18 protein-coding genes are annotated in these 24,006 nt (G+C 72.0%); 7 read left to right on the forward strand and 11 right to left on the reverse strand.

The window, feature by feature from the left end; translation table 11 throughout:
* Positions 1-130: 130 nt before the first annotated feature.
* Positions 131-2,236 (forward strand): DNA gyrase/topoisomerase IV subunit B, encoded by a 2,106-nt coding sequence (locus IDM40_RS07695; RefSeq protein WP_193121223.1) that lies wholly within the window; start codon positions 131-133, stop codon positions 2,234-2,236.
* Between the two features lie 74 nt (positions 2,237-2,310).
* Here IDM40_RS07695 and cds1 read toward each other — a convergent pair whose 3' ends face one another.
* The 4 genes from cds1 to IDM40_RS07715 all read right to left on the reverse strand — a co-directional run bounded on the left by cds1 (position 2,311) and on the right by IDM40_RS07715 (position 7,196).
* The gene (gene cds1 / locus IDM40_RS07700) at positions 2,311-3,456 is read right to left on the reverse strand and encodes an L-cysteine desulfhydrase Cds1 (protein ID WP_193121224.1); all 1,146 of its coding nucleotides are present in this window, start codon (positions 3,454-3,456) and stop codon (positions 2,311-2,313) included.
* 55 nt (positions 3,457-3,511) lie between these two features.
* Positions 3,512-3,799: a tetratricopeptide repeat protein gene (locus IDM40_RS07705; protein WP_193121288.1), complete on the reverse strand. Its 288-nt coding sequence runs from the start codon at positions 3,797-3,799 to the stop codon at positions 3,512-3,514.
* 247 nt (positions 3,800-4,046) lie between these two features.
* Positions 4,047-4,568, reverse strand: coding sequence for a beta-class carbonic anhydrase (locus IDM40_RS07710; protein ID WP_193121225.1), 522 nt, complete (start codon positions 4,566-4,568; stop codon positions 4,047-4,049).
* Positions 4,569-4,706: 138 nt separating this feature from the next.
* Positions 4,707-7,196 (reverse strand): DNA gyrase/topoisomerase IV subunit A, encoded by a 2,490-nt coding sequence (locus tag IDM40_RS07715; protein ID WP_193121226.1) that lies wholly within the window; start codon positions 7,194-7,196, stop codon positions 4,707-4,709.
* 427 nt (positions 7,197-7,623) lie between these two features.
* Here IDM40_RS07715 and IDM40_RS07720 point away from each other — a divergent pair, with 427 nt between their 5' ends.
* On the forward strand, positions 7,624-9,783 hold the full coding sequence (locus IDM40_RS07720) for a RecQ family ATP-dependent DNA helicase (RefSeq protein ID WP_193121227.1): 2,160 nt from the start codon (positions 7,624-7,626) through the stop codon (positions 9,781-9,783).
* Positions 9,784-10,332: 549 nt separating this feature from the next.
* Here the strand turns inward: IDM40_RS07720 and IDM40_RS07725 are convergent.
* On the reverse strand, positions 10,333-11,268 hold the full coding sequence (locus tag IDM40_RS07725; RefSeq protein WP_193121228.1) for a carbohydrate kinase family protein: 936 nt from the start codon (positions 11,266-11,268) through the stop codon (positions 10,333-10,335).
* Between the two features lie 264 nt (positions 11,269-11,532).
* On the opposite strand from IDM40_RS07725, the gene IDM40_RS07730 reads away from it, so the two are divergent.
* The 4 genes from IDM40_RS07730 (at position 11,533) to IDM40_RS07745 (ending at position 17,058) form a co-directional block, all read left to right on the forward strand.
* Positions 11,533-14,253 carry a bifunctional acetate--CoA ligase family protein/GNAT family N-acetyltransferase gene (locus IDM40_RS07730; protein WP_193121229.1) on the forward strand — a complete coding sequence of 907 codons (2,721 nt, stop codon included), beginning with the start codon at positions 11,533-11,535 and terminating at the stop codon, positions 14,251-14,253.
* Between the two features lie 65 nt (positions 14,254-14,318).
* Positions 14,319-14,915: a DUF5998 family protein gene (locus IDM40_RS07735; protein ID WP_193121230.1), complete on the forward strand. Its 597-nt coding sequence runs from the start codon at positions 14,319-14,321 to the stop codon at positions 14,913-14,915.
* A 457-nt stretch (positions 14,916-15,372) separates the two neighbouring features.
* On the forward strand, positions 15,373-16,188 hold the full coding sequence (locus IDM40_RS07740; RefSeq protein WP_193121231.1) for an enoyl-CoA hydratase-related protein: 816 nt from the start codon (positions 15,373-15,375) through the stop codon (positions 16,186-16,188).
* A 216-nt stretch (positions 16,189-16,404) separates the two neighbouring features.
* Positions 16,405-17,058: an MBL fold metallo-hydrolase gene (locus IDM40_RS07745; RefSeq protein ID WP_193121232.1), complete on the forward strand. Its 654-nt coding sequence runs from the start codon at positions 16,405-16,407 to the stop codon at positions 17,056-17,058.
* 3 nt (positions 17,059-17,061) lie between these two features.
* On the opposite strand, the gene IDM40_RS07750 is transcribed toward IDM40_RS07745, so the two are convergent.
* The 3 genes from IDM40_RS07750 to IDM40_RS07760 all read right to left on the reverse strand — a co-directional run bounded on the left by IDM40_RS07750 (position 17,062) and on the right by IDM40_RS07760 (position 20,595).
* Positions 17,062-18,990 (reverse strand): CHAT domain-containing protein, encoded by a 1,929-nt coding sequence (locus IDM40_RS07750; protein ID WP_193121233.1) that lies wholly within the window; start codon positions 18,988-18,990, stop codon positions 17,062-17,064.
* Between the two features lie 631 nt (positions 18,991-19,621).
* Positions 19,622-20,056: a hypothetical protein gene (locus IDM40_RS07755; RefSeq protein WP_193121234.1), complete on the reverse strand. Its 435-nt coding sequence runs from the start codon at positions 20,054-20,056 to the stop codon at positions 19,622-19,624.
* Entirely contained in the window at positions 20,053-20,595 is a 543-nt protein-coding gene (locus IDM40_RS07760; protein ID WP_193121235.1) for an RNA polymerase sigma factor, read from the reverse strand. The genes IDM40_RS07755 and IDM40_RS07760 overlap by 4 nt, the downstream gene beginning before the upstream one ends.
* Positions 20,596-20,906: 311 nt before the next feature.
* Between IDM40_RS07760 and IDM40_RS07765 the strand changes: the two genes are divergently transcribed.
* The gene (locus tag IDM40_RS07765; protein ID WP_193121236.1) at positions 20,907-21,401 is read left to right on the forward strand and encodes a DUF3145 domain-containing protein; all 495 of its coding nucleotides are present in this window, start codon (positions 20,907-20,909) and stop codon (positions 21,399-21,401) included.
* A 58-nt stretch (positions 21,402-21,459) separates the two neighbouring features.
* Here IDM40_RS07765 and IDM40_RS07770 read toward each other — a convergent pair whose 3' ends face one another.
* The 3 genes from IDM40_RS07770 to IDM40_RS07780 all read right to left on the reverse strand — a co-directional run bounded on the left by IDM40_RS07770 (position 21,460) and on the right by IDM40_RS07780 (position 23,865).
* Positions 21,460-21,906, reverse strand: a complete 447-nt coding sequence (locus IDM40_RS07770) for a DUF1707 SHOCT-like domain-containing protein (protein WP_193121237.1) — start codon at positions 21,904-21,906, stop codon at positions 21,460-21,462.
* A gap of 127 nt (positions 21,907-22,033) precedes the next feature.
* On the reverse strand, positions 22,034-22,828 hold the full coding sequence (locus IDM40_RS07775) for an inositol monophosphatase family protein (protein WP_193121238.1): 795 nt from the start codon (positions 22,826-22,828) through the stop codon (positions 22,034-22,036).
* Complete coding sequence (locus IDM40_RS07780) at positions 22,825-23,865, reverse strand: ATP-grasp domain-containing protein (protein WP_193121289.1); 1,041 nt, start codon at positions 23,863-23,865, stop codon at positions 22,825-22,827. The genes IDM40_RS07775 and IDM40_RS07780 overlap by 4 nt, the downstream gene beginning before the upstream one ends.
* Positions 23,866-24,006 lie beyond the last annotated feature (141 nt).

A 24,006-nucleotide genomic window follows, 5' to 3' on the forward strand; every position in this document is an offset into this window, starting at 1 on the left:
CCGCCCCCACCGTGTGAGGGATCACCCGCCTTCGGCGTGGCCCGCCCCTCGATCAGTCAGTGCGGCGCGGTACAAAGGGCACGCACCGCCACTGGAGCCCGATGGCCCTCAAGACGCAGGAGATGTCCGAGTGACCGCCTTGACCGCAGCCGTCCACGACCCAGAGGACTATTCCGCCCGGCACCTGTCGGTCCTCGAAGGTCTTGAGGCGGTGCGCAAACGGCCGGGCATGTACATCGGGTCCACCGACAGCCGCGGCCTCACCCACTGCATGTGGGAGATCATCGACAACTCCGTCGACGAGGCCCTGGGCAACTACTGCTCCCGGATCGACGTCACCCTCCACGCCGACGGATCCGTCTCCGTGGCCGACGACGGCCGCGGGATCCCGGTGGACGCCGAACCCAAGTCCGGCCTGACCGGTGTCGAGCTCGTCATGACCAAGCTCCACGCGGGCGGCAAGTTCGGCTCCGGCTCCTACAACGCCTCCGGCGGCCTCCACGGTGTGGGCGCCTCCGTGGTCAACGCCCTCTCGGCCCGCCTCGACGTCGAGGTGGACCGCCAGGGCCACACCCACGCGCTCAGCTTCCGCCGGGGCATCCCCGGACGTTTCGCCGGCAAGGGCCCCGACGCCGAGTTCACCCCGGCCTCCGGGCTGGAGCAGGTGCGCAAGGTCGCCAAGAAGACCACCGGCACCCGTATCCGCTTCTGGCCCGACACCCAGATCTTCCTCAAGGAAGCCGACATCGCGCGCGAGTCCCTGCTCGACCGCGCACGCCAGACCGCTTTCCTCATCCCGGGCCTGACCATCGCCGTGCGCGACGAGCGCGCCGACGGCGAGGCCGCCTACGAGGAGGAGTTCCGCTTCGACGGCGGCATCGGCGAGTTCTGCACCTACCTGGCGCCCGACGAGGCCGTCAGCGACGTGCTGCGCGTCCAGGGCAGCGGCAAGTTCAACGAGACCGTGCCGATACTGGACGACGAGGGCCACATGGTGCCCACCGACGTCGAGCGCCGCCTGGACGTCGACATCGCCCTGCGCTGGGGCAGCGGCTACGACACCACCGTGCGCTCCTTCGTGAACGTGATCGCCACCCCCAAGGGCGGCACCCACCTCAACGGGTTCGACCGCGCCCTGGTGCGGGTGATCAACGACCAGCTGCGCGCCACCAAGCTCCTCAAGAACAGCGACGACCCCGTCACCAAGGACGACACCCAGGAGGGCCTGACCGCGGTCGTGACCGTGCGCCTTCCCGAACCGCAGTTCGAGGGTCAGACCAAGGAGATCCTGGGGACCTCCGCGGCGGCGCGCATCGTCTCCCAGATCATGGGCAAGCACCTCAAGGAGTGGCTGACCTCCACCAAGCGCGCCGAGAAGGCCAAGGCCCGCGCGGTGCTGGAGAAGGTCGCCGGCGCAGCCAAGGCCCGCCTGGCCGCCCGCCAGCAGCGCGAGACCCAGCGGCGCAAGAACGCCCTGGAGAGCTCGGCTCTGCCGGCCAAGCTCGTGGACTGCCGGAGCGAAGGGCTGGAGCACAGCGAACTGTTCATCGTCGAGGGCGACTCGGCGCTGGGTACCGCGAAGCTGGCGCGCGACTCCGAGTTCCAGGCGCTGCTACCGATCCGCGGCAAGATCCTCAACGTGCAGAAGTCGTCCGTGGCGGACATGCTCAAGAACGCCGAGTGCGCCGCGATCCTGCAGGTGATCGGTGCCGGTTCCGGGCGCACCTTCGACATCGACGCCGCACGGTACGGCCGCATCATCCTCATGGCCGACGCCGATGTGGACGGCGCGCACATCCGTTGTCTGCTGCTGACCCTCATCTACCGGTACATGCGTCCCATGCTGGAGGCCGGGCGGGTCTACGCGGCCGTCCCGCCGCTGCACCGCATCGAGCTGACCAACACCAAGCGCAAGCGGGGCGCCAAGAAGGAAGACCGCTACATCTACACCTACTCCGACGCGGAGCTGCAGCGCACCCTGCTCGACCTGGAGAAGCGCGGCATCTCCTGGAAGGAGCCGGTGCAGCGGTACAAGGGTCTGGGTGAGATGGACGCCGACCAGCTCGCCGAGACGACCATGGACCCGCGCCACCGCACGCTGCGGCGGATCCAGGTGGAGCAGGCCGAGGAGGCCGCGTCCGTGTTCAACCTGCTCATGGGCAACGAGGTGGCCCCGCGCCGCCGCTTCATCCAGGACGGCGCGCAGGAGCTCGACGCCGCCCGCATCGACGCCTGAGGCACAGAGACACCCAGGGCCCCCGGTCGCCCCGACCGGGGGCCTTCGCCGTGCGGGCGGCCGGACGCCGCGTCTCAGGGGTTCTTCGGCGGATCCCAGACGCCCTCGGTGACGAGGCGGTCGATCGCCGCGCGGTAGGGCGCCGGGTCCATGCCGCGCTCGCTCACCCACACGTCGTCGTAGTAACTGTGCTGGTAGCGCTCGCCGCCGTCGCAGATGAGCGTGACCACGCTGCCGGTGCGCCCCTCGCGCAGCATGCGCGCGATCAGGTGCCACACACCCCACAGGTTGGTCCCGGTCGATCCGCCCGCCGACAGCCCCGTGCGGTCGCGCAGGTCCCGCATCGCCGCGATGCTGGCGGCGTCGGGGACCGGCATCATCAGGTCGATCACCGACGGGACGAAGCTCGGTTCCATGCGGGGCCGGCCGATGCCCTCGATACGGGAGGGCATGCCGGTCGCGTAGTCGGGGGCGCCCGTCACCCACCCGGGGAAGAACGCGGAGTGCTCCGGGTCGACCACCGCCAAACGGGTCTGCAGACGGCGGTAGCGCAGGTACCGGCCGATGGTCGCCGACGTCCCCCCGGTCCCGGCGCCCACGACGACCCACTCCGGGCACGGATACCGCTCCAGCTCCAGCTGCTCGAAGATGGACTCGGCGATGTTGTTGTTGCCGCGCCAGTCCGTGGCCCGCTCGGCGTAGGTGAACTGGTCCATGTAGTGCCCGCCGGTCTCCTCCGCCAGGCGCTCGGCCTCGGTGTACATCTCCGGGGGAGCGTCGACGTAGTGGCACCGGCCGCCGTAGCGCTCGATGAGGGCGATCTTCTCCGGGCTCGTGCGGCGGGGGATGACCGTCACGAAGTCCAGCCCGATGAGCTGCGCGAAGTAGGCCTCCGAGACCGCGGTCGACCCGGAACTGGCTTCCACGATGGTGGTTCCCTCGGTGATCCACCCGTTGGCGAGCCCGTACAGGAACAGGGACCGCGCCAGGCGGTGCTTGAGGCTGCCGGTGGGGTGGACCGACTCGTCCTTGAGGTAGAGGTCGATGCCCCATTCCTCGGGGAGGGGGAAGGCGTGCAGGTGGGTGTCGGCCGAGCGGTTGGCGTCGGCCATCACCTTGCGCACGGCCTCGTCCGCCCAACGGCGGGAGGCGTGGGTGTCGCGTTCGACCCACGCGGGGTCCTCGCCGGGTTCGGGGACGTGCGGTGCTGGAGAGCTCATGCCCCAACGTTAACGGGGCCGCGCCGGGGGATCCTCGGCGCGGCCCTGAGCGGTGTCAGTCGAGGCTGCCGCCGGACATCACCGCGTACATCCGGCGGTAGGTGGCCGCTTCCCCGTGGCGGTTCTGCCGCTCCAGGGTGCGGGCCAGGGCGATGTGCGCCCAGTTGTCGACAGGGTCGAGTTCGATGAGCCGGCGGAAGGTCTGTTCGGCCTTGTTGAGCTGGGCCGAGTCGAAGTACGCACGGCCGAGCAGCTCCACCATCGAGCGCGTCTCGGTCTCCTCGTCCACCACGGTCTCGAGGATGCGGGCCGCGTAGATGGGGTCGCCCAGCTCCATGAACATACGGGCGCGGTTGAAGGTCTCGTAGGTCTCGTAGGTGCTGTCAGCCACGGTGCTCCTCTCGACGACGCCGGGCCGCCTGGCGGTGACAACCGCCCGGGAGGGGTAGGCATTCCCGGGCCCGTACGGAGACCTACCCACCCCGGAGGGGCGTTGCCCGCCCGGCCCGTTTCCCCGTACACGCCTGTGGCCCGCACCGGGAAGCAGCGCTCCTCGGTGCGGGCCACAGGACGTCGACAGCGGGTCCGGCTCAGAGGCCGGTGGGCTCCACGCGTCCGGTGTCGACGTCGTAGATCGCGCCGGTCACGGGCAGCCCCGCGGGCAGCAGCGGGTGGTGGCGGATGCGCTCCAGGTCGTGCTTGAGCGCTCCCAGCTGGTCGTTGTCGGTCTTGAACTCCAGGCTCCGGGTGTCCACGCCGTACTGCTCCTCGATGAGGTCGTGGACCACGTCGTCGTTCTCCACGGACGCCATCTTGCACTTGGTGTGCGGCAGGATCAGCACCCGCTCCACACCCAGCAGGTACACGGCCAGGACCAGCGTGCGCAGGGTGTCGTCGGTGACGCGCGCGCCCGCGTTGCGCAGGATCTTCGCGTCACCCGGGCCCAGGCCGAGCATGTCCAGCGGCTCGATGCGCGAGTCCATGCACGTGACCAGCGCCAGGCCCCGCTTGGCGACGGGCTGCAGGCCGTTCAGGGAGAAGTTCGCGGCGTACTCGGCGTTGGCCGAGAAGACGTCGTCGAAAGGGGAGGAGGTCTGGTCGGACTGGCTCACTCTCGGTGCCCTTCCTCGTTCGTTGGTCTCAGGTGTGCACGGCCGCGCACACCCCAGGGGAGCTACCGTGCACAGGCAAGACACGGTACGCATGCGCCTCGCCACGTCCGGTATCGGAACGTGACCGGGTCCGGGGGGTCAGGAGGACGGTGCGTCCACCGGGGCGATGCCGGAGTCGGTCTGCCCCGACCCCACGGACGCCACGAGGCTGCCCATGGCCTCACCGGACCCGTCCCTGCGGTCGTTGGTGTCGGGCAGGCGTACCGGCTTGCCGTCGGCGCGTGCGGCGCGCGCGGGGGACCGGCCGATCCAGCCGAACAGCAGGGTGTCCTCGCCCTTGAGGTAGCGGTGGCAGCGCACACCGCCGGTCGCACGCCCCTTCGAGGGGTAGGAATCGAACGGGGTGACCTTGGCCGACCCCCCGTCGGTTCCGGCCAGGGACTGCGAGGACCCCGACACCGTCACCACGACCGAGTCCTGCGGGCTCGGCACGGACCCGAACCACAGCACCCGGGCGTCCTCGGTCACGCGGATGCCGGCCACACCGCCGGCGGGGCGCCCCTGGGGACGCACAGCGGAGGCGGAGAAGCGCAGCAGCTGCGCCTCTGAGGTGATGAAGGCCAGGTCCTCCTCACCGGTGGACAACTGGGTCGCGCCCACGACCCGGTCGTCGTCCTTCAGCGCGATCACCTCGAAGTCGTCCTTGTTCGGCGGCTGGTCGGGCGCCACACGCTTGACCACACCGCCCCGGGTGCCCAGGACGAACCCGGGCCCGTCGGTGTGCATGCCGACCACCGACACCACACCTTCGCCGTCCTCCAGCTGGACGAACTCCTCCGCGGGCAGCCCGGAGGTCAACGGCGGCGCATCCTCGGCGGAGTCGGGCACTTCGGGCAGTTCCACCACCGGAACCCGGATCAACCGGCCCAGGTCGGTGATGAGCCCGATCTCCGAACGCGACGTGGTGGGCAGCGACGTGGCGACCGAGTCGTGCGCGGTCCGGATGCCCTCGTAGGCGGGCGGAAGGGCCGCGCCCTTGCTGCGCCCGATCCTGCCGTCGGTCCCCATGAGCACGTGGCAGGGCTGGTCGGCCATCTCCAGCGGGATCACCGCGGCCTTGGCCTCGCCGTCGTTCTCGCGCAGCTGCGTGCGGCGCGGGGTGGCGTACTCCTTGGTGACGGCGTTGAGCTCCTTGGCGACCACGCGCCGCAGCTTCTTGTCCGACTCCAGGATCGCCGTGAGCTCCTCGATCTCCTTGTTGAGCTTGTCGCGCTCGGTCTCCAGCTCCAGGCGGTCGAAGCGGGTCAGACGGCGCAGCGGGGTGTCGAGGATGTAGCGGGCCTGCACGTCGGAGAGGTCGTAGGCGCCCTTGAGCGCCTCGCGCGCACCGGCGGTGTCGTCGGCCTCGCGGATCAGGGCGATCACACGGTCGATGTCGAGCAGCGCGACCATGAGGCCGTCGACCAGGTGCAGGCGCTCGCGGCGCTTGTCGCGCCGGTACTCGCTGCGGCGGCGGACCACATCGAGGCGGTGGTCGACGTAGACCTGGAGGAGGTCGCGCAGGCCCAGGGTGCGGGGCTGGCCGTCGACGAGCGCGACGTTGTTGATCCCGAAGGACTCCTCCATCGGGGTCAGGCGGTAGAGCTCCTCGAGCACGGCCTCGGGGTTGAACCCGTTCTTGAGCTCCACGACCAGCCGCAGGCCCTGGTTGCGGTCGGTGAGGTCCTTGAGGTCGGAGATGCCCTGGAGCTTCTTGGACTGCACCAGCTCCTTGATGCGGCTGACGACCTTCTCCGGGCCCACGTTGTAGGGCAGCTCGGTCACGACCAGGCCGGTGCGGCGGGCCGAGACCTTCTCGATGGAGACGGTCGCGCGCGTCTTGAAGCTGCCGCGGCCGCGGGCGTAGGCGTCGCGGATCCCGTCCAGGCCCACGATGGTCCCGCCGGTGGGCAGGTCCGGCCCGGGCACGAACTCCATGAGGTCGTCGAGGCTCGCGTCCGGGTGCAGGACCAGGTGCCGGGCGGCCGTGATCACCTCGCCCAGGTTGTGCGGCGCCATGTTCGTGGCCATGCCGACGGCGATCCCGGAGGAGCCGTTGACCAGCAGGTTCGGGAACGCGGCGGGGAGGACCTCGGGTTCGTTCTCCTGCCCGTCGTAGTTGGGCTTGAACTCGACGACGTTCTCGTCGATGCCCTCGACCAGGAGCTGTGCGGGGCGGGCCAGGCGGGCCTCGGTGTAACGCATCGCGGCGGGGGCGTCGTCGCCGCCGAGGGAACCGAAGTTGCCGTGGCCGTCCACCAACGGCACACGCATCGCGAAGGACTGGCTGAGCCGGACCAGGGCGTCGTAGATCGCGGAGTCGCCGTGGGGGTGCAGGCGACCCATCACGTCACCGACGACGCGGGCGCACTTGACGTGCCCGCGGTCGGGGCGCAGCCCCATCTCGTTCATCTGGTAGAGGATGCGGCGCTGCACGGGCTTCATGCCGTCGCGTGCGTCCGGGAGTGCGCGTTGGTAGATGACCGAGTACGCGTACTCCAGGAAGCTGCCGCGCATCTCCTCGGAGACGTCGATGTCGATGATCTTCTCGGCGAGATCCTCGGGGGGACGGGAAGTAGTACGGGCCATGAACGTCATTCTGGCCTGTTCCGGGGACTGGAACGTACGCGGGCACCCGGTCGGGCGGGTGTGAGTCGCGTGACTGCGGGGTTTTTGTCGGGATGGGCGGCGGTTCTCGTCCCGCGAGCGGGTCGGGGCGAGAACCACCTCCGCACACCTGGGGGATGGGTATCGGGGAGTGGCGTCTGCTGCGACGCCGTCCCCGCGGGTGCCCTGTGCACCCCTGGACGTGAGACCTCTCCGGGAAGTGTTCAACTGTTGGGAACGGAGGGCAATGCCGGGAAAGGCAAGAGTGGCCGTTCCGTTACCCCTGTCACCTCGTGGTGCTTTTAGGTACTGGGTTCCGATTCTGGGTTTTCCCGGGCCGGAAGGGTTCTCGGCCTGGACCGGGCCTGCAACCGATTCCGGGCCCTCCGGCTCTGGTACCAAGGAACGCATGAGGACCCCCACGCACGACGGCACCCACGACCCCTCCTCGGCCCCGGCCGGCGGCGCCCTGCGCGAGCGCGCCGAACAGCACCTGCGCGCCCTGGCGGGCGACGGTGCCCGGCTGCGCGAGGACCAGTGGAGAGCCATCCACGCCCTGGTCGCCGACCAGCGGCGGGCCCTGGTCGTGCAGCGCACCGGGTGGGGCAAGTCCGCCGTGTACTTCGTCGCCACGGCCCTGCGCCGCGGTGAGGGCGCCGGGCCCACCGTCATCGTCTCCCCGCTGCTGGCGCTCATGCGCAACCAGATCGCCGCCGCCGAACGCGCCGGGATCCGGGCCCGCACCATCAACAGCTCCAACACCACGGACTGGGAGTCGACCTACGCCGACGTCGCAGCCGGGCTCGTCGACGTGCTGCTCGTCAGCCCCGAACGCCTCAACAACCCCGAGTTCCGCGACCGTGTGCTGCCCGAACTGGCCGCCGGGGCCGGGCTGGTCGTGATCGACGAGGCCCACTGCGTCTCCGACTGGGGCCACGACTTCCGCCCCGACTACCGGCGCATCCGCCAGCTCCTGCACGACCTGCCCGACGGCATCCCCGTGCTCGCCACCACCGCCACCGCGAACGAACGGGTCACCCACGACGTGGCCGAGCAGCTGCGCTCGGGCGACGAACGCCAGGAGACCCTCGTCCTGCGCGGCCCCCTCGAACGCGAGAGCCTGCGCCTGGCCGTGGCGCAACTGCCCGACCCGACCGCGCGCATGGGATGGCTGGCCGAGCACCTGCCGCGTATCGAGGGTTCCGGCATCATCTACACCCTCACCGTCAACGCCGCCCTCGAGACCGCCCGGTTCCTGACCGAACAGGGCATGGCCGTGCGGGCCTACACCGGGCAGACCGACCCCGAGGAACGGCGTGAGGCCGAGGACGCCCTGCTCGCCAACGAGGTCAAGGCCCTGGTCGCCACCAGCGCGCTGGGCATGGGCTTCGACAAACCCGACCTCGGGTTCGTGGTCCACCTGGGTGCGCCCCAGTCGCCGATCTCCTACTACCAGCAGGTCGGACGTGCCGGGCGCGGGCTCGACCGTGCCGAGGCCGTGCTGCTGCCCGGACGCGAGGACACCCAGATCTGGGACTACTTCGCGAGTCTGTCCTTCCCGCCCGAACAGACCGTGCGCCAGACGCTGGACACCCTCGCCGAGGCGGGGGAACCGCTCTCCGTCGCCCGCCTGGAGACCCGGGTGGACCTGCGGCGTTCCCGGCTGGAGCAGATGCTCAAGGTGCTGGACGTCGACGGGGCGGTGCAGCGGGTGCGCGGCGGGTGGGTCTCCACCGGGCGCCCGTGGATCTACGACTCCGAGCGCTACACGGCCGTCGCCGCCGCCCGCGAGCGCGAACGCCGGGCGATGCTGGACTACATCGCCGCGACCACGTGCCGCATGGAGTTCCTGCGCGGCCAGCTCGACGACGCCGAGGCCGAACCCTGCGGCCGCTGCGACGTGTGCACCGGCCGGTACTGGCCCACCGAGGTCGACCCCGGGCGCCGCGACGCCGCCGCGGGCATGCTCGACCGGCCCGGCACGCCCATCGCCCCGCGCCGGCAGTGGCCGACCGGGATGAAGACCCTCGACATCCCCCTCTCCGGCCGGGTGCCCGAGGGCGAACGCCACGAGGAGGGACGTGCCCTGGCCCGCTTCACCGACGTCGGATGGGGCAGTGAACTCCGCCGGATCCTGGCGGTGGACGCCCCCGACGAGCCGGTGAGCGACCGGGTGCTGCAGGGTCTGGTGCGGGTACTGGCCGACTGGGACTGGGCCCGGCGCCCCGTCGCCGTGGCCGCGATGCCGTCGGTGACCCGCCCCGCGCTCGTCGCCGACCTGGCCGGACGCCTCGCCCGCCTGGGGCGGCTCGAACCGCTCGGTTCACTGGAGTACGCGGACCCCGCGGGGCCGGGGGAGCGGCGGCACAACAGCGCTCTGCGCCTGGCCCAGGTGCACAAGGCCCTTCGTATCGGGCCGGACCTGGCCGGGCGCGCAGGACAGGTGGATGGTCCGGTGCTGCTCGTGGACGATCACGCCGACACCGGGTGGAGCCTGGCGGTGGGCGCGTCGCTGCTGCGCCGCGCAGGCGCCCCCGCCGTCCTGCCCCTCACCCTCGCAGCAGGCTGACCCGAGGGAAGGCGCGCACGGCCGTGGGCCCGTGCCTTCGGCGCGGAACGCAGGGCACGCGTGCGGTGCGCACGGCCGGTACGGGGCGGAGAAGTGCTGCGCACGCCGTGCGGCGGGTTCCGGGAGGCGGGGCGTTCACCGATGGGTGCGCGTGGTGTGTGCGCGTTCTTTCGGCACGCAGGGTGTGGGCCGTGGGCGTCGCGCGGGGGCACCGATGGGTGTGCGTGGTGCGTGCGCGTTTCCCCGGCACACAGGGTGTGAGCCGTGGGTCGTAGGCGTCGCGCGGCGGGGCGTTCATCGGCGGGTGCGCGTGGTGCGTGCGCCGTTCCTTCGGGACTAGCACTGTCGGCCGTGGGCCGGGCGTTCACCTTCGTGTGCCCGTCGCGGTGCGCTGAGCGTACGGGGTGCCGACCAGCGCCGTGCCTGGTCCGTGCGTGCGGGGCCCTGGTCCGGCGGCGGGCATTGCCCGTGGTGCGCACGGGCCGAGGCGTGCGCGGCACGTATGGGGTGTGCCTTGCACGTCACCGGGGACAGGGGATCCGCGTGGGGTCAGCGGATGCGCTGGCCGCGCGGGGCGCCGCGCCGCACCGGCTGGCCCTCACCCAGGTCCGGGCGGGCACCCGGCTGGTGCAGGGCCCGCGCCGCCAGGCGCTGGGCGCGGCCGAGCGCCTCTTTCGGGTGGCGGCCCACCAGCCAGGCCGGCAGGAAACCGGCCATGAACGCATCACCCGCGCCGACGGAGCCCGGCGACGGCTCCACCGGCTCGGCCGGCACCGTCACGCAGTCCTCGCGGGTCTTGGACGCCCACAGGCCGCCCTCGTCACCCAGCTTCAGCACCACGTTCGGGAACCACGCCGTGAGCACCTTGGCCGCGGCCTCGGGCTCCTCACGGCCGGTGAGCACCTTGGCCTGGTCCATGTTGGCGAAGAGCAGCCGCACACCCTGCGTCCACTCCAGGAACTCCTCGGCACCGGCACGCTTGAGCGGCGCGTGCGAACCGCCGTCCACCGAGATGGACATCCCGGACTCCTGCGCCGTCCGCAGCGCCACACGCGCCGCACGGCGGGAGTCCTCGTTGATGAGCGTGTACCCGGAGACGTGCAGGTGCCCGTCCGGGCCGAACACGTCGCGGGGCAGGTCCTCGGGCTGGAGACGGGCGTTGGCGCCGGGGTCACTGAGCATGGTGCGGTCGCCGCGGTGCGTGATCATGACCACGCACGTGCCGGTGGGGCGCTCCGGGTCCATGACCATCCGGGAGTCCAGCCCGTACCCCATGAGCTCCATCTCGCGGGTGCGGCCGGTGATGTCGGAGCCCCGCCTGCCGACGAAGGTCGTGTCGGTTCCCTCCACGGCGAGCCACGAGGCGATGTTGGCGCCCGAGCCCCCGCCGTACATGACCACTGATGCAGGGGTGTCGCTGCCGCGGGCCAACGGGTGGAACGCGCGCGCGACTGCATCGGTCATGAGATCACCGATTACGACCACTCGTGTCATTTCGCCAGCCACCGCCGAGGGTTATGAGAATCCGTGCCCGAACGACGTTAACAGGTGAACTGTCAGCTACGTGTAACGAAGTGACAGCGCCCCGGACACGCTGTGTCCAGGGGACGATCGGCCCACAGACGGGGGAACCAGGACTCTGTGCGGATCGTTGAGAAAGGCCCTGCTCCGCGTGGCCTGCGCGGTGTTTTCGTGCGGGCAGCGAGGACTTTCCCCAGATTCGACCGAATGTCGTCTAGTCTCGCAGTCGTGCAGTCCTACCCGAACCACTGGGAAGCCGACGTCGTGCTGACCGACGGCGGCACAGCGCACATGCGCCCCATCACCCCTGACGATGCCGACCTGCTGCGCGAGTTCCACGCCCGGCTCTCGCCGGAGACGATCTACTACCGGTTCTTCGCGCCCTACCCGAAACTGTCCGACCGGGACGTCGACCGGTTCACCAACGTCGACTACGAGGACCGCGTCGCTCTGGTGGCCACCATCTCCGACTCCCTCGTCGCGGTGGTGCGTTACGACAAGATCGCCCCCGAGGAGGCCGAGGTCGCCTTCGTGGTGGAGGACGCCCACCAGGGCCGCGGCCTCGCATCGGTCCTGCTCGAACACATCGGCGCGGCCGCGCGCGAGCGCGGTGTGCGCCGCTTCATCGCCGACGTCCTGCCCGAGAACCGCCGGATGGTCAACGTCTTCCGCGAGGCGGGATACACCGCCCAGCAGACCTTCGACGAAGGCGTCATCCGGCTGACCCTGGACCTGCAACCCACCGACGACTCCAAGGAGGTCATGCGGGCCCGCGAGCAGCGCGCCGAGTCGCGTTCCATCGCCCGCCTCCTCTACCCGGGCTCGGTCGCGGTCATCGGTGCCAGCCGTACCGCCCACACCATCGGCCAGAGCGCCCTGCGCAACCTGCTCGGCGGCGACTTCCAGGGCCCCGTCTATCCCGTCCACCCCGAGGCCAAGGCCGTCGCCGGCGTGCGCGCCTACCCGACGGTCAGCGACATCCCCGACGACGTCGACCTGGCCGTGGTCGCAGTGCGCGCCGAGGCCGTCACCGCCGTCGTCGAGGAGTGCGCGGACAAGGGTGTGCACGGACTCATCGTGGTCAGTTCCGGCTTCGGTGAGATCGGCCCGGAAGGCCGCGCCCGCCAGGACGAGCTGGTTCGCACCGCACGCGCCGCCGGTATGCGCGTGGTCGGTCCCAACTGCCTCGGGATCGCCAACAGCGACCCCAAGGTCTCCCTGAACGCCACCCTCTCGCCGGACCTGCCGCCCAGCGGCCCCATCGGGTTCTTCTCCCAGTCCGGCGCCCTGGGCCGCGCGATCCTGCAGCGTGTGGCCGAACGCGGCATGGGGCTGTCGACCTTCGTGTCCGCAGGTAACCGCGCCGACGTGTCCGGCAACGACCTCATGCAGTACTGGCAGGAGGACCCCTCCACCGGGGTCGTGCTCCAGTACCTGGAATCGCTCGGCAACCCGCGCAAGTTCACCCGCCTGGCCCGGCGCCTGGCCAAACAGAAGCCGGTCGTCGCCGTGCGCAGCGGCGGATCCGCGCAGACCACCCCCACCGGCCACGCCGCCGGCGGGCTTTCCCTGCCCGACTACGCCGTCACGTCCCTGTTCCAGCAGGCCGGTGTGGTGCGCGTCGACGACATCACGCAGATGTTCGACGCCGCCCAGGTCTTCGCCTACCAGCCGCTGCCCGACGGGCCGCGCGTGGGCATCATCGGCAACTCCGACTCCCTGGAACTGCTGGTCAAGGACGCCGCCGTACGCCAGGGCCTCAAGCCGCACGAGCCGGTCAACCTGGGTCCGCAGGCCACCGCCGAGGACTTCGACCTGGCCCTGGAGACGGCGCTCGCCGCGCCCGACGTGCACTCCGTCGTGGTCGTGTTCATCCCGGCCCTGCACCCGATCTCCGACGACGTGGCACGTGTTCTGCGGGCGCGCGCCCTGGAATCGGACAAGCCCATCGTCACGACCTACCTGGCGCGTCAGGGCATCCCCGAGGAACTGCGGCACGCGGGTGAGCGCGGGGAGACCCTCAAGGGTTCCGTGCCCTCCTACCCCGCGCCCGAGGACGCGGTGCGCGCCCTGGCGCTGGCCACGCGCTACGCCCAGTGGCGCAACCGCAAGCCCGGCCGCCACCCCGAGCTCCCCGACATCGACCGGGCCCGGGCGCGGGCGGTCATCACCCGGGCCCTGGACAAGGACACCCCCGACGAGGAGGACATCGCCTGGTTCGGGGGCGAGCGCCGCTACGACGAGGAGACCGCGGTCTCCGGGCAGGACGCCCGCGACCTCCTCGCCAGTTACGGCATCGCCGCCTACCCCGACATCACCGCGGCCTCCGCCGACGAGGCCGTCGTGGCCGCCGGGCAGCTCGGGTACCCCGTGGTGGTCAAGGCCGACGCCCCCGACCTGCGTGTACGCGCCGGGGGCACGTTCGTGCGCGCCGACCTGCGCACACCGGAGGACGTGCGCAGCGCCTACAACTCCCTCGCCGACCGCTTCGGCGGCGATGCCGAGCTGGTGGTGCAGCGCATGGCCGCGCCCGGTGTGCCCACGGTGATCCGGGCCGGGGACAACCAGTCCTTCGGCTCGGTGGTCTCCTTCGGGCTGGCCGACGTGACCGCCGAACTCCTCGACGACCGGGCGTTCCGCCTGGCACCGCTGACCGACATGGACGCCGCCGACCTCATCCACGCGGTGCGGGCGGCGCCGTTGCTGTTCGGGCTGCCGGCCGGGTCGACGTCCCTGGCCGAACAGCCCAACGTCGAGGCCCTCGAGGAACTGTTGATCCGGGTCTCCCGTCTGGTGGAGGCCTTCCCCGAGATCGGCTACATCGACCTCGACCCCGTGCTGGTCAACGCCACCGGAGCCCACGTGCTCGGCGGCCGGGTGTGGCTGCGCGAGGCGCCCGAGGTGCGTCCCGACGTGGGGCCGCGCCGGCTCCGCGGGGTGACGTTCTGACCATGTGGCCTGGGCTTTTCAGATCCCGGTCGCGAAATGTCGGCGGTAGGGGGCAGGATAGGAGTATGAGGAAAACACGAGCCGTCTCCGCGGACTGGCGTTCGGAGATCGAGCGCAGCGGGTACTATCCCGCGCTGGTCATCGACGCGGTCGCCGACGCCCTGGGCGACGAGGACGCCGAGGCGTTCGTCGTGCACCACGAGGCGACCTTCGACCCGGCGATGGAGATGCGGCGGCACATCACCGTGATGCTGCTGACCGCCAACCGGCTCGTGGTGTGCCACACCGACGAGCACCCGCCCACCGACCCCGCGGGAACCTCGCACGCCTCCACCACGACCGACAGCATCCAGCTGGGCAACATCCAGTCGGTGGGTCTGACGCGCGTGGTGCCCAACCCGGCCCAGTACACGCCCGGCAGCCTGCCGAGCGAGCTCGTGCTCAGTGTGAACCTGTCGGTGAACTGGGGCGCCGTCGCGCACATCGACCTCGAACCGGCCGCGTGCGCCGACGAGACCTGCGAGCTCGACCACGGGTACACGGGCGCGATCACCGCCGAGCCCCTCACGCTGCGGGTGAGCGAGGCGGCCGACGGGGCCGACGCCGTGCGTTCCATGATGGGCTTCGCCGACGCGCTCTCGGCCGCGACCGGGGGACGCTGACCGGCCTTCCGTACCTCTCGAAGGTACGGCCGCGGAGCACCGCCACGAGGGCACCGTCTCCACCTGCGGGTGGGGCGGTGCCCTCGTCGTGTGCGGGCCGGCGGGACGGAGGTGTGCTCCCGGTGGGACCGCGGGCTCCCCGCTCGGGCCGGGGCCGCACGAGGGGCCCGTGACAGCCGTGGCCTACCGTGTGAACGTCACGTGACAGAAGGCTCCACGCGCGTGATGAGGACTTAACGAACACGACGTCACCGGACATGGTGATGTGATGACCGGTCCGTCTAAGGTGTCCGGTGGGCCCGAGCCCTCCGTCCCCACCCCGGGCCGGGGCGCCCGGTCCCCACGTCCGGCGTGACCGGTCACCGGCCGGGAGCGCACGCGCCTCCGGAACACCGGTCCCGCGCGCGTAGAGACTGCCCCCGTACCCGCGGGGACGGACCCGGAAAGGTCAACTGCGATGACGCAGCAGCAGCCCCCCACCGGCGACACCCCCCTGGTGGGCCTCACCGTCGACCGAGCCGTCGCCACCATCACCCTCGACTCCCCCCGCAACCGCAACGCGCTCTCCGCACGCCTGCGGTCGGAGCTGTCCAAGGCCCTGGCCGACGCGATGGCCGACGACGAGGTGCGCGGGATCGTGCTCACCGCCACGGGGCCGGTCTTCTGCGCCGGCGCCGACCTCAAGGAGATCGGCGCCGCCCTGGCCGGTGAGCAGATCGAACCGGCACCGGAACTCCCGGAGATCTTCGAGCAGATCATGTCCGGGCCCAAACCGGTCGTCGCGGTGCTCAACGGGGCCGCGCGCGCCGGGGGTATCGGCCTGGTCGCCGCGGCCGACATCGCGCTCGCCCCGAGGAGCGCCACGTTCGCGTTCACCGAGGTGCGCATCGGGGCGGTCCCGGCGATCATCTCGGTCCCGGTGTCGGCCCGGATGCACTCGCGCCAGCTCAGCCGGTACTTCATCACCGGCGAGCTCTTCGACGCCGCCGACGCCGCGCACGCCGGGCTCATCACCCAGGCCGTGCCCGACCGGGAGATGGAACACGCACTGGAGAGCGTGCTGGAGGGCCTGCGTGCCGCCGCGCCCGCAGCCCTCTCGCGCACCAAGCAGCTGCTCGGAGAGGTCGCCGGGGGCGTGGAGGCCGCGCCCGACCGCAGGTCCGAGGCGTTCGAGCGCATGGGCCGCCTCTCCGCCGAGTTCTTCGCCGGGGAGGAGGCGGCCGAAGGGCGGACCGCCTTCTTCGAGAAGCGCCCGCCGTCCTGGTCGCGCTGACCCCGTCCCCGCGCCCCGGTCCGCACGCCGGGCCGGGGCGTTCGTGTGCCGGCAGCTGCGCTTCGGTCGCAGAACGGCCCCGCGGACGCGGGAAGCGTTCGCCGGACCGCCCCCGAACGCCGGGTGACCTGCAGCGGAACGGTGTCTGGCACCGGTCCCGCACGAGGAGGGCGGGGTGGGGTTTGTGCGGTGCCGCGGTCAGGCCACAATGGTCGGGTGAGCTACTCCGGAGATACGAGGGTCGGCGGCCCCGCCGACCTGCGAGAACTACCGCACCTGACGATCACCAAACTGGCCGTCGGACCGATGGACAACAACGCCTACCTGCTGCGTTGCCGTGCCACCGGCGAGGCGGTGCTCATCGACGCCGCGGCCGAGGCGGACCGCCTGATCGAGATCCTCGGCGAGGACGGTCTGGCACGGGTGATCACCACCCACCGCCACCAGGACCACTGGCAGGCGCTGGCCGAGATCGTCGGCCAGACCGGCGCCCGCACGGTGGCCCACCCCGACGACGCCGACGAACTGCCGGTCTCCGTGGACGAACCCGTCGTGGACGGCGCACGCATCCCCGTGGGGGACTGCTCCGTCTCCGTCGTCCACCTGCGCGGGCACACCCCCGGGTCGATCGCCCTGCGTTACGACGACCCCGAGGGGCACACCCACCTGTTCACCGGTGACAGCCTCTTCCCGGGCGGCGTGGGACGGACGTGGTCCGACGACGACTTCCGCAGCCTCCTCGAGGACGTGGAGGAGCGTGTCTTCGCCACCATGGACGACGACACCTGGATCTACCCCGGCCACGGACGCGACACCACCCTGGGCGCCGAGCGTCCCAGCCTCGCCGAGTGGCGAGAGCGCGGCTGGTAGACCTCACCCGCCGTAGCAGCAGAACCCCGAACGCCCGAGGTGGAGAGCGACCGCCTCGGGCACGGGCGTCCCCGCGGCCAGGGCCCGGTGGAACCGCCGCATGGCCGAGCCCGTCTCGGTGTCGCGCACGGGGACGGGGCTGGCCACCACGGCGCGCGCACCCCGGGCCAACAACGCCCCCACGAAGCCCAGCGGCGGGCCGGAACGGTGCCCGAACGCCCCACCGTTCCAGCACGTGGCCAACGTGACCACCGACGGGACCCGGTCGAGGCCGGCCAGGTCGCAGGCCAGCAGCGGGGCGCCGTCCAGCTCCACCGACGCCAGCATCGCCGCGCGGTCGGGGACGTGCCCGTGTCCGGCAAGGTGCGCCAGGTCGGCGTCGCCCATCGACTCCAGGACCGCCCGAGGCCGGGCCCTGGTTCCGGAGAGCACCCGGGCCTGTGGATAGAGGCGGGCCAGCGCCTCCACCTCCTCGGCCGCCCCGGGCAGTACCGGACCCGCCGCGAGCAGGACCCGGTCCAGGGCCGGGAGCCCCTCCGGACGTGCCACCCACGCGCGCGCCGACGGGACCAGGGACAACGGTCGGCCGCGCAGGGCGGGGAGCGCGCCCCACGGCGGTTCGCCGAGGAAGGGTTCCCACGACAGCACCAGCGGACGGTCGCCGATGGTCTCCAACACCGGGCCGAGCAGGACCTTGCCCGCTTCGTCGGCCGCCCTCGGGAGGTCCGGGTCGACCGGGGCGCAGTGGGTGAAGCGCGTGGCCCGTGTGGCTGCCCGTGCCGCCGGGCCGAGGGGGACGGCCCGGACGGTTCCGTCCGCCACGACCAGGGCCCAGGCGCGGTCGTCGACCTGCACGTAACGCACGTAGGCGCGCTCGCCCAGTCGGGCGTGGAGTGTTCCGGTCACCGGGTTCCAGGGTTCCTGGCGGGTCGGCGGTTGCACCGGCCCGCTCGGGGGACACAGCGCGCGCTGGACGTGCCGGGCGTAGAACGTGCGGCGTCGGGACCTCTCCCAGGCGTGGGCCCGCGCCTGGGCCGCGGCCGCGCCCGCGCGTGCGTGCGCGTCCCGGTAGGAGTCGGTGTGTGCGGGTCCGGGCGTGGCGTCCGGGCCGGGGACCAGGGGTGAGGTCCAGCTGCAGCGGAGTTCGGCCCACTCCAGCGCCGTCTCGGCCGCACCCGCGGACAGGGCCTGGTGCAGCGCGGTGCGCACGGTGTGCGGCGGGGGCGCGGCGGACGCGGGCAGGGGACAGGCCCCGCGCCTGCGGACGGAGGGGCGGCGCGCGGCCCGGCGCACGAGGCGGTCGGCGAAGCGGGACCAGAGTGATCCGGGACCGTGCTGTTGCCGGACCTGCAGGCCGGCGTCGCGGGCGTACCAGGGGTCCCCCTCGAGCAGGCGGAGGGTGGCCTCCCGCAGGTGCGCCGTCGGGCCCGCGGAGGACCCGTCACCCAGGGCCTCGGACGCTTCTTGGAGGAGCCCCTCGCTCAGCAGGGCCTCGGCCAGGTCCACGTAGAGTGCCTCGCTGCGGTCGGCGGGCATGCGCGGCAGCAGGTCGTGGAAGAGGCCGATCGCCGCCGTGCTGTCGCCCCGGTGCAGGGCCAGGCAGCCCAGGTTCTGGCGGATCACGAGGTCCAGGACGCCCAGGCCGTGTTCTTCGGCCCGGGAGCGTGCCTCCTGGAGGTGGTCGCGTGCGGCGTCGAAGCGGCCGCAGAGGCTCTGCGCGAGCCCGAGGTTGGCGAGGGTTCCGGGAAGGACCGCCGCGACCCGTGAGAGGGGATGGCGGCGCAATCGGGACTGGGTTTCGTCGAGGAGGGTGACGGTGTCCTCGAACCGGCCGTCCTGGGCGAGTCGGACGCCCTCGGACACCTGCCTGAGCAGGGTGTGGCCGGAGATCAGTGCGGCTGCGTGTGCGGGGGCAGGGGAACGCGTGACCAACGTGGCCTTCTTTCCACGGTGTCGGGCCGAAGCGCTTCCAGTGTGTGCAGGTCACACGCCGTATGGGGAGGCCTCGGGCGGAACTCGTCGCAGCCGCGGGGTGCGAACCGTTCCGAACCCGGACAAGGGGTCGCGCGTGAACGTGGTTTCTGCGTGTCCCGTGACTCGGGTTCGGCACGTCCGCTTCTGTTGTCGGTGGCACCCGCGGTGCGCGACGTGCCCCCGTGTCCCGTGATGCGCACGAGCAGAGCCGCACGGTGCCGCCTCCGACGTGTGTCACTGGTGGACGACGAGACGTCCGGTGGAGGCGCGGAGCCCGGCCGCTCATTCCGGGACGCGCGCCTGGAACACCCGTCCCCCGAAACCTGCGCTGAGCGCACCCCGCGGGCAGCGCATGGGGCATGTCGCGTGCGTGGTGCGCAGTGCGTGGTGCGTGCGCGAGGTGCGTGCGGGGCTTGTGCACGCAGCGCGGGCCTGCGGAGGCGGGGGTGCGTCTGCGCGCGGGGCGCGCGGGGGAGGCGCTGGGCCTGGGCGGCACCGAGGGTGGTGCCGGGAGGTGGGAGCCGGCGGGGAGGGCCGGGGCGCTGGGTGCGCGTGAGATGCGGGGGCGTGGTGCTGGGGCACGCGTGGGTCAGACGGTGAACCAGTCCGTCACGATCGAGCTGTCGTGGCGGTACTCCCTGTACTCCACCACCAGGCTCACCGGCCCGGGCGCGAGGTCCGTGACACCGAAGGAACCGTCGAGCGCCACCCGCCGCCCGAGCGTGCGGTCCGGCCTGCGCACCTGCACCCGGGCTCTGGGGTAGTCCGGGTCCTCCTCCACGACCTGCCCGGACAGCGAACGCATCCCGCCCTCGGCCCGCACCCACACGTCCAGGGTGAACACGTCGTGGTCGAACCGCAGGTGGGTGAGCAGCTCCGGCCCCCGGTCCCGCACGGGCTCGGGGTCGGGCCGGTGCTCCGCGGCGAGCGGCGCGTGCCCCCGCCGGTCGTCGGAGCGGTCGAAGGCCGCCAGGGCGGCGGCCCGGCCCCGCAGGTCTCCCGTGTGCGCGGAACGCTGGTTCAACGGTCCTCCCTGAGGATTCGGTGGAGCCGGCGCTTGAGCCGCCGCCGCTCCACGGGTGTGGTCTCGCCGGGGTGGGCCTGACCGAGGTAGTAGCGGGCCGCACGCCGGTCGGCGGGATCGGTGAGGGTGCCCAGGGCGCGGTGCAACGCTTCGTGCACCTCCTTGCGCAGGTACAGCGCCTCGGGGTCCAGCTCGTCGGAACTGTCGTCCGGGCGCCTCGCCGCCAGCGCGTGCGGGTCCACGGGATGCAGACCGAGGCCGTTGCGGCGTTGGCGCGCACACGTGGAACGGGTGACCCGGCGCAGCCAGTGGCGCAGGTGGTGCGGTGAGTGCAGGTGGGGCAGGTGCTGGTTGAGGGTCAGCCACACGGTCTGCACGGCGTCCTCGCGGTCGGGCGAGCCCAGGCGGTAGGAGCTCGCGATGGCGTTGACCATGGGCAGGTGCCGGTCGACGATGACCGTCCAGGCGTCGGCGTCGCCCTCCCGCGCTCGGGCGACCAGGGCACCGTCGTCCTCGTCCGTTCTGGCCGGAACCGGCAATTCGGGCGGGGTTTTACCCTCGGATGTGGTCGAAAGTACCGTTTTCCATGGCTCGTCCGTGCCGTGTGTGCCCTCACCCGGCTGGTCTGGCACAACCGCCCCCATTATGATCGGACTCCCTGCCCTTATGAAGCTCACGGTAACCGCTGAGACCCTCGGGCACGGGGGTAACGCAGGAAAACGACCAGCGTGACCGCTGGTTCTCCAGGTGCCCTTGCGGCACAATGGGGCAAACGCATCAAGGCGGGTATGCAACCTTCTCGTGGTACGAGGGCGTCGGGGAAGCGCACTCGTTCGTATCAGGAGGTTCGGTGTCCGCACGTGGCGTCTTGTACGTCCACTCCGCGCCCGCGGCGCTGTGCCCACACGTCGAGTGGGCGGTCGCGGGTGTCGTCGGAGTGCCCGTCAAACTCGATTGGGTCGCCCAGCCGGCGGCCCCAGGAAACCACCGGGCCGAGCTCAACTGGCAGGGAAAGCCCGGAACGGCCGGGGCCGTGGCCTCGGCCCTCAACGCGTGGCAGCGGCTGCGGTTCGAGGTGACCGAGGAGGGATCGCCCGGCTGTGACGGTGTCCGCTACAGCTACACACCCTCTCTCGGCATGTTCACCTCCATCATGAGCGCCGCCGGCGAGGTCCTCGTGCCCGAAGGCCGCCTGCGCGCGGCCGCCGAACAGGCCGCCGCCGGGGGGATCGACCTCGCCACCCAGCTCGACCTGCTCACCGGCAAGGCCTGGGACGAGGAGCTCGAACCGTTCCGTTACGCGGGTGACGGCGCCCCCGTGCGCTGGCTGCACGCCGTCGGCTGAGACCGGGTCTCCGGCGGATCGCCGTGCCCTGGGGAGCCGTGCCCGCCACGCAACACCCTCAGGAGCTCTGCCTGGGGTCCACCGCCGACACCAGAAGCAGCGTCGCCCAGATCGCGAGGGGAACCGCGGGCCAGAAGGGGAGCAGGACCCCGCCCACCAGGCTGGTCACGCCCCACAGGCCCGTGAGTACCGCGGCGGCACCGCCCCACCAGCGCCACTCCTCTTTCCACTCGCGCAGCGGGATCATCCACGAACCGGCGTCGCCGCCGCGCCGCGTCTCGTTGAACCGGGGGCGCCGACCCGAGGACGTGGGGCGCGGGAGGTCGGCGGTGAGGGGGTTGAGCTCTCCCAGGCGCACCGCACCCAACGCCACCCCGACCCGGCGTTCGTACTCGTCGCGGTCGAGGCGGCCCTCGACGAAGGCACGTGTGAGGCGTTCGACGGTGAGGTCGCGTTCGCCGTCGGAGGCTCGTATCTGTTTCAGCGGCAGACGTTGGTCCTGCACTTCCCACCCCCACAGGTGCGAGCTGGTGCCCACACGATACGTGCCACGCCGGGGCGCGGAAAGGCCTTGTGGGCGCCACTTTCGGGCGCCCGGGCCAAGGTTCGGTGAAGCGCGTTCCAGCCCCCGGTCAGTTCGCCAACCAGTGCGCGACCTGCCGCCCCGTGGAGGGGTCGGCGGCGGCGACGAGGCCGGTGTGCTCCCACGGTCCGCGGAAGCCGAACCCGCCCCCGTCGAGCCGGGTCACGTGCCCGCCCACCTCCGAGAGCAGCAGCGCCGGCGCGGCCACGTCCCAGTCGCGGACGGGGACGTCCTTGACGAACAGGTGCGCGGCGCCCTCGGCGATCCGGCACAGCTTCAGGGAGATACTGCCGCTCTCCAGGTACCGGCCGTAACCGAACCGCTCCTGCACCTGCAGCGCCACCCCGCGCGGTTCCGGGGTGTTGTCGGTGAGCACCCCCGTACCCGGCGGACAGGAACCCAACGGCGGCATCGGAACCCCGTCGCGGCGGGCACCCCGGCCCCGCACGGCCGTGTAGAGGGTGTCGCTGTCGGGTGCGTGCACCGCCGCCACCTCGGGGCGTTCGCCGATGATGAGCGCGGCCTGGGTGACGTAACCGGCGAACCCGTGCGTGTAACTGGCGGTGCCGTCGATGGGGTCGATGAGCCAGTAACGCGAGGGCCGGTACCGGGGCAGGCTCGCCGGATCCTCCTCGCTCAGCACCGGGATGGTCGGGTCGATCGCCGCGAGCCGCTCGCTCAGCGCCCGGTGCGCCATGGTGTCCGCGCGGGCCTTGAACTGGCTGCCCTCCCAGACGCCGTCCAGGCTCGCCGGGTCCTCGCGCCACGTGCGCAGCAGGGCCCCGACCCCGGTGACGGCCGAGGCCAGGGACTCCGACAGCGGATGGGTCTCCGGGGCGGTCACCGCGCACGCACCGGGGCGCGGTGGTCGGCCGGGACACCCTCGCGCGCGGGCGGCGCCGCGGGCGGGGAGGCCGGCGAGATCCCGTGGGAGGCGAACTGGGTCTCGCTCAGGAACTCGTCGGTCCAGCGCCGCACCATGGCCACACCCTCCTGCCAGTCGTCGCGGAGCCGGGGACCGCCCGCCGTCGCCTGGTGCAGCAGCCCGGCGATCTCGTCGACCCCGGACGCCACGGTCAGCGCCGCGGTCGAGGAGAAACGCGGGTTGATCTCGAATACACGCGGCCGGCCCTCCGGGTCCAGGCACAGCTGCACGTTGAAGGGCCCGTCGGCGCGCAGGGCCCGCTGCACCGCGCGGCAGGCCTCGATCACCGCCTGGTTCCGCCGGGTCACGGCGTACTTGGTGACGCCCTGCTTGAGCACGACCTCCTTGGGCACCACCGCCTGCACCCCGCCGTCGCGCCACACGACGACGGAGACGGTGTACTCGGGGCCGGTGATGCGCTCCTGCACGATGAGGTCGTCGGCGGGGTACCCGCTCTCGGCCACGACCCGGGCCAGGTCACGGGCGGAGTCGACGAAGGCGACCCCGCGGCTGCCGCGTCCGCTGCGGGGTTTGACGACCAGTCCCTCCGGCGGGGCGCCGGCGGCCTGCACGGGCCACCGGGAGGCGGTCCAGGTGCGCGGAACACCGACGCCGGCGGCCTCGAGCTCGCGCATGAGCACGTACTTGTCCAGGCAGGTCCGGACGAACTCGGGGCGGGGCAGGAGCACGGTCGTGGCCGGGCCCTCGAGCGTGCCGACCGCCAGGAGTTCCTCGTCGACGAGCGGGATCACCGCGACGGGTTCCTCCTCGGCGACCAACTGCCGCATCCGGGGCAGGAACGCCTCGCTGTCGCCGGGCGGGACCAGACATCCGCGGTCGGCCAGGTACAGGCCGGGGGCGGTCGGATCGACGTCGGTGGCCACCACACGGAACCCTCTGGACCGCAGGTGGAGGATGGTGCCCGGTGTGGGCGCCGAGCCGGCGGTGGTCACCACGACGGTCGGTCGCGTCGCTGTCTGGTCTGGCACCGGTGCACCCCTCGAGGCGGTCTGGGAGACAGGGAGGCTGGTCAGGCCACAGAGAGTAACGCCGAAAAGCCGGACGGGTGGAGGAATGGCCGGTTCCGGTTGGGTGAT

Source organism: Nocardiopsis coralli, from assembly GCF_014892575.1.
GTDB lineage: Bacteria > Actinomycetota > Actinomycetes > Streptosporangiales > Streptosporangiaceae > Nocardiopsis > Nocardiopsis coralli.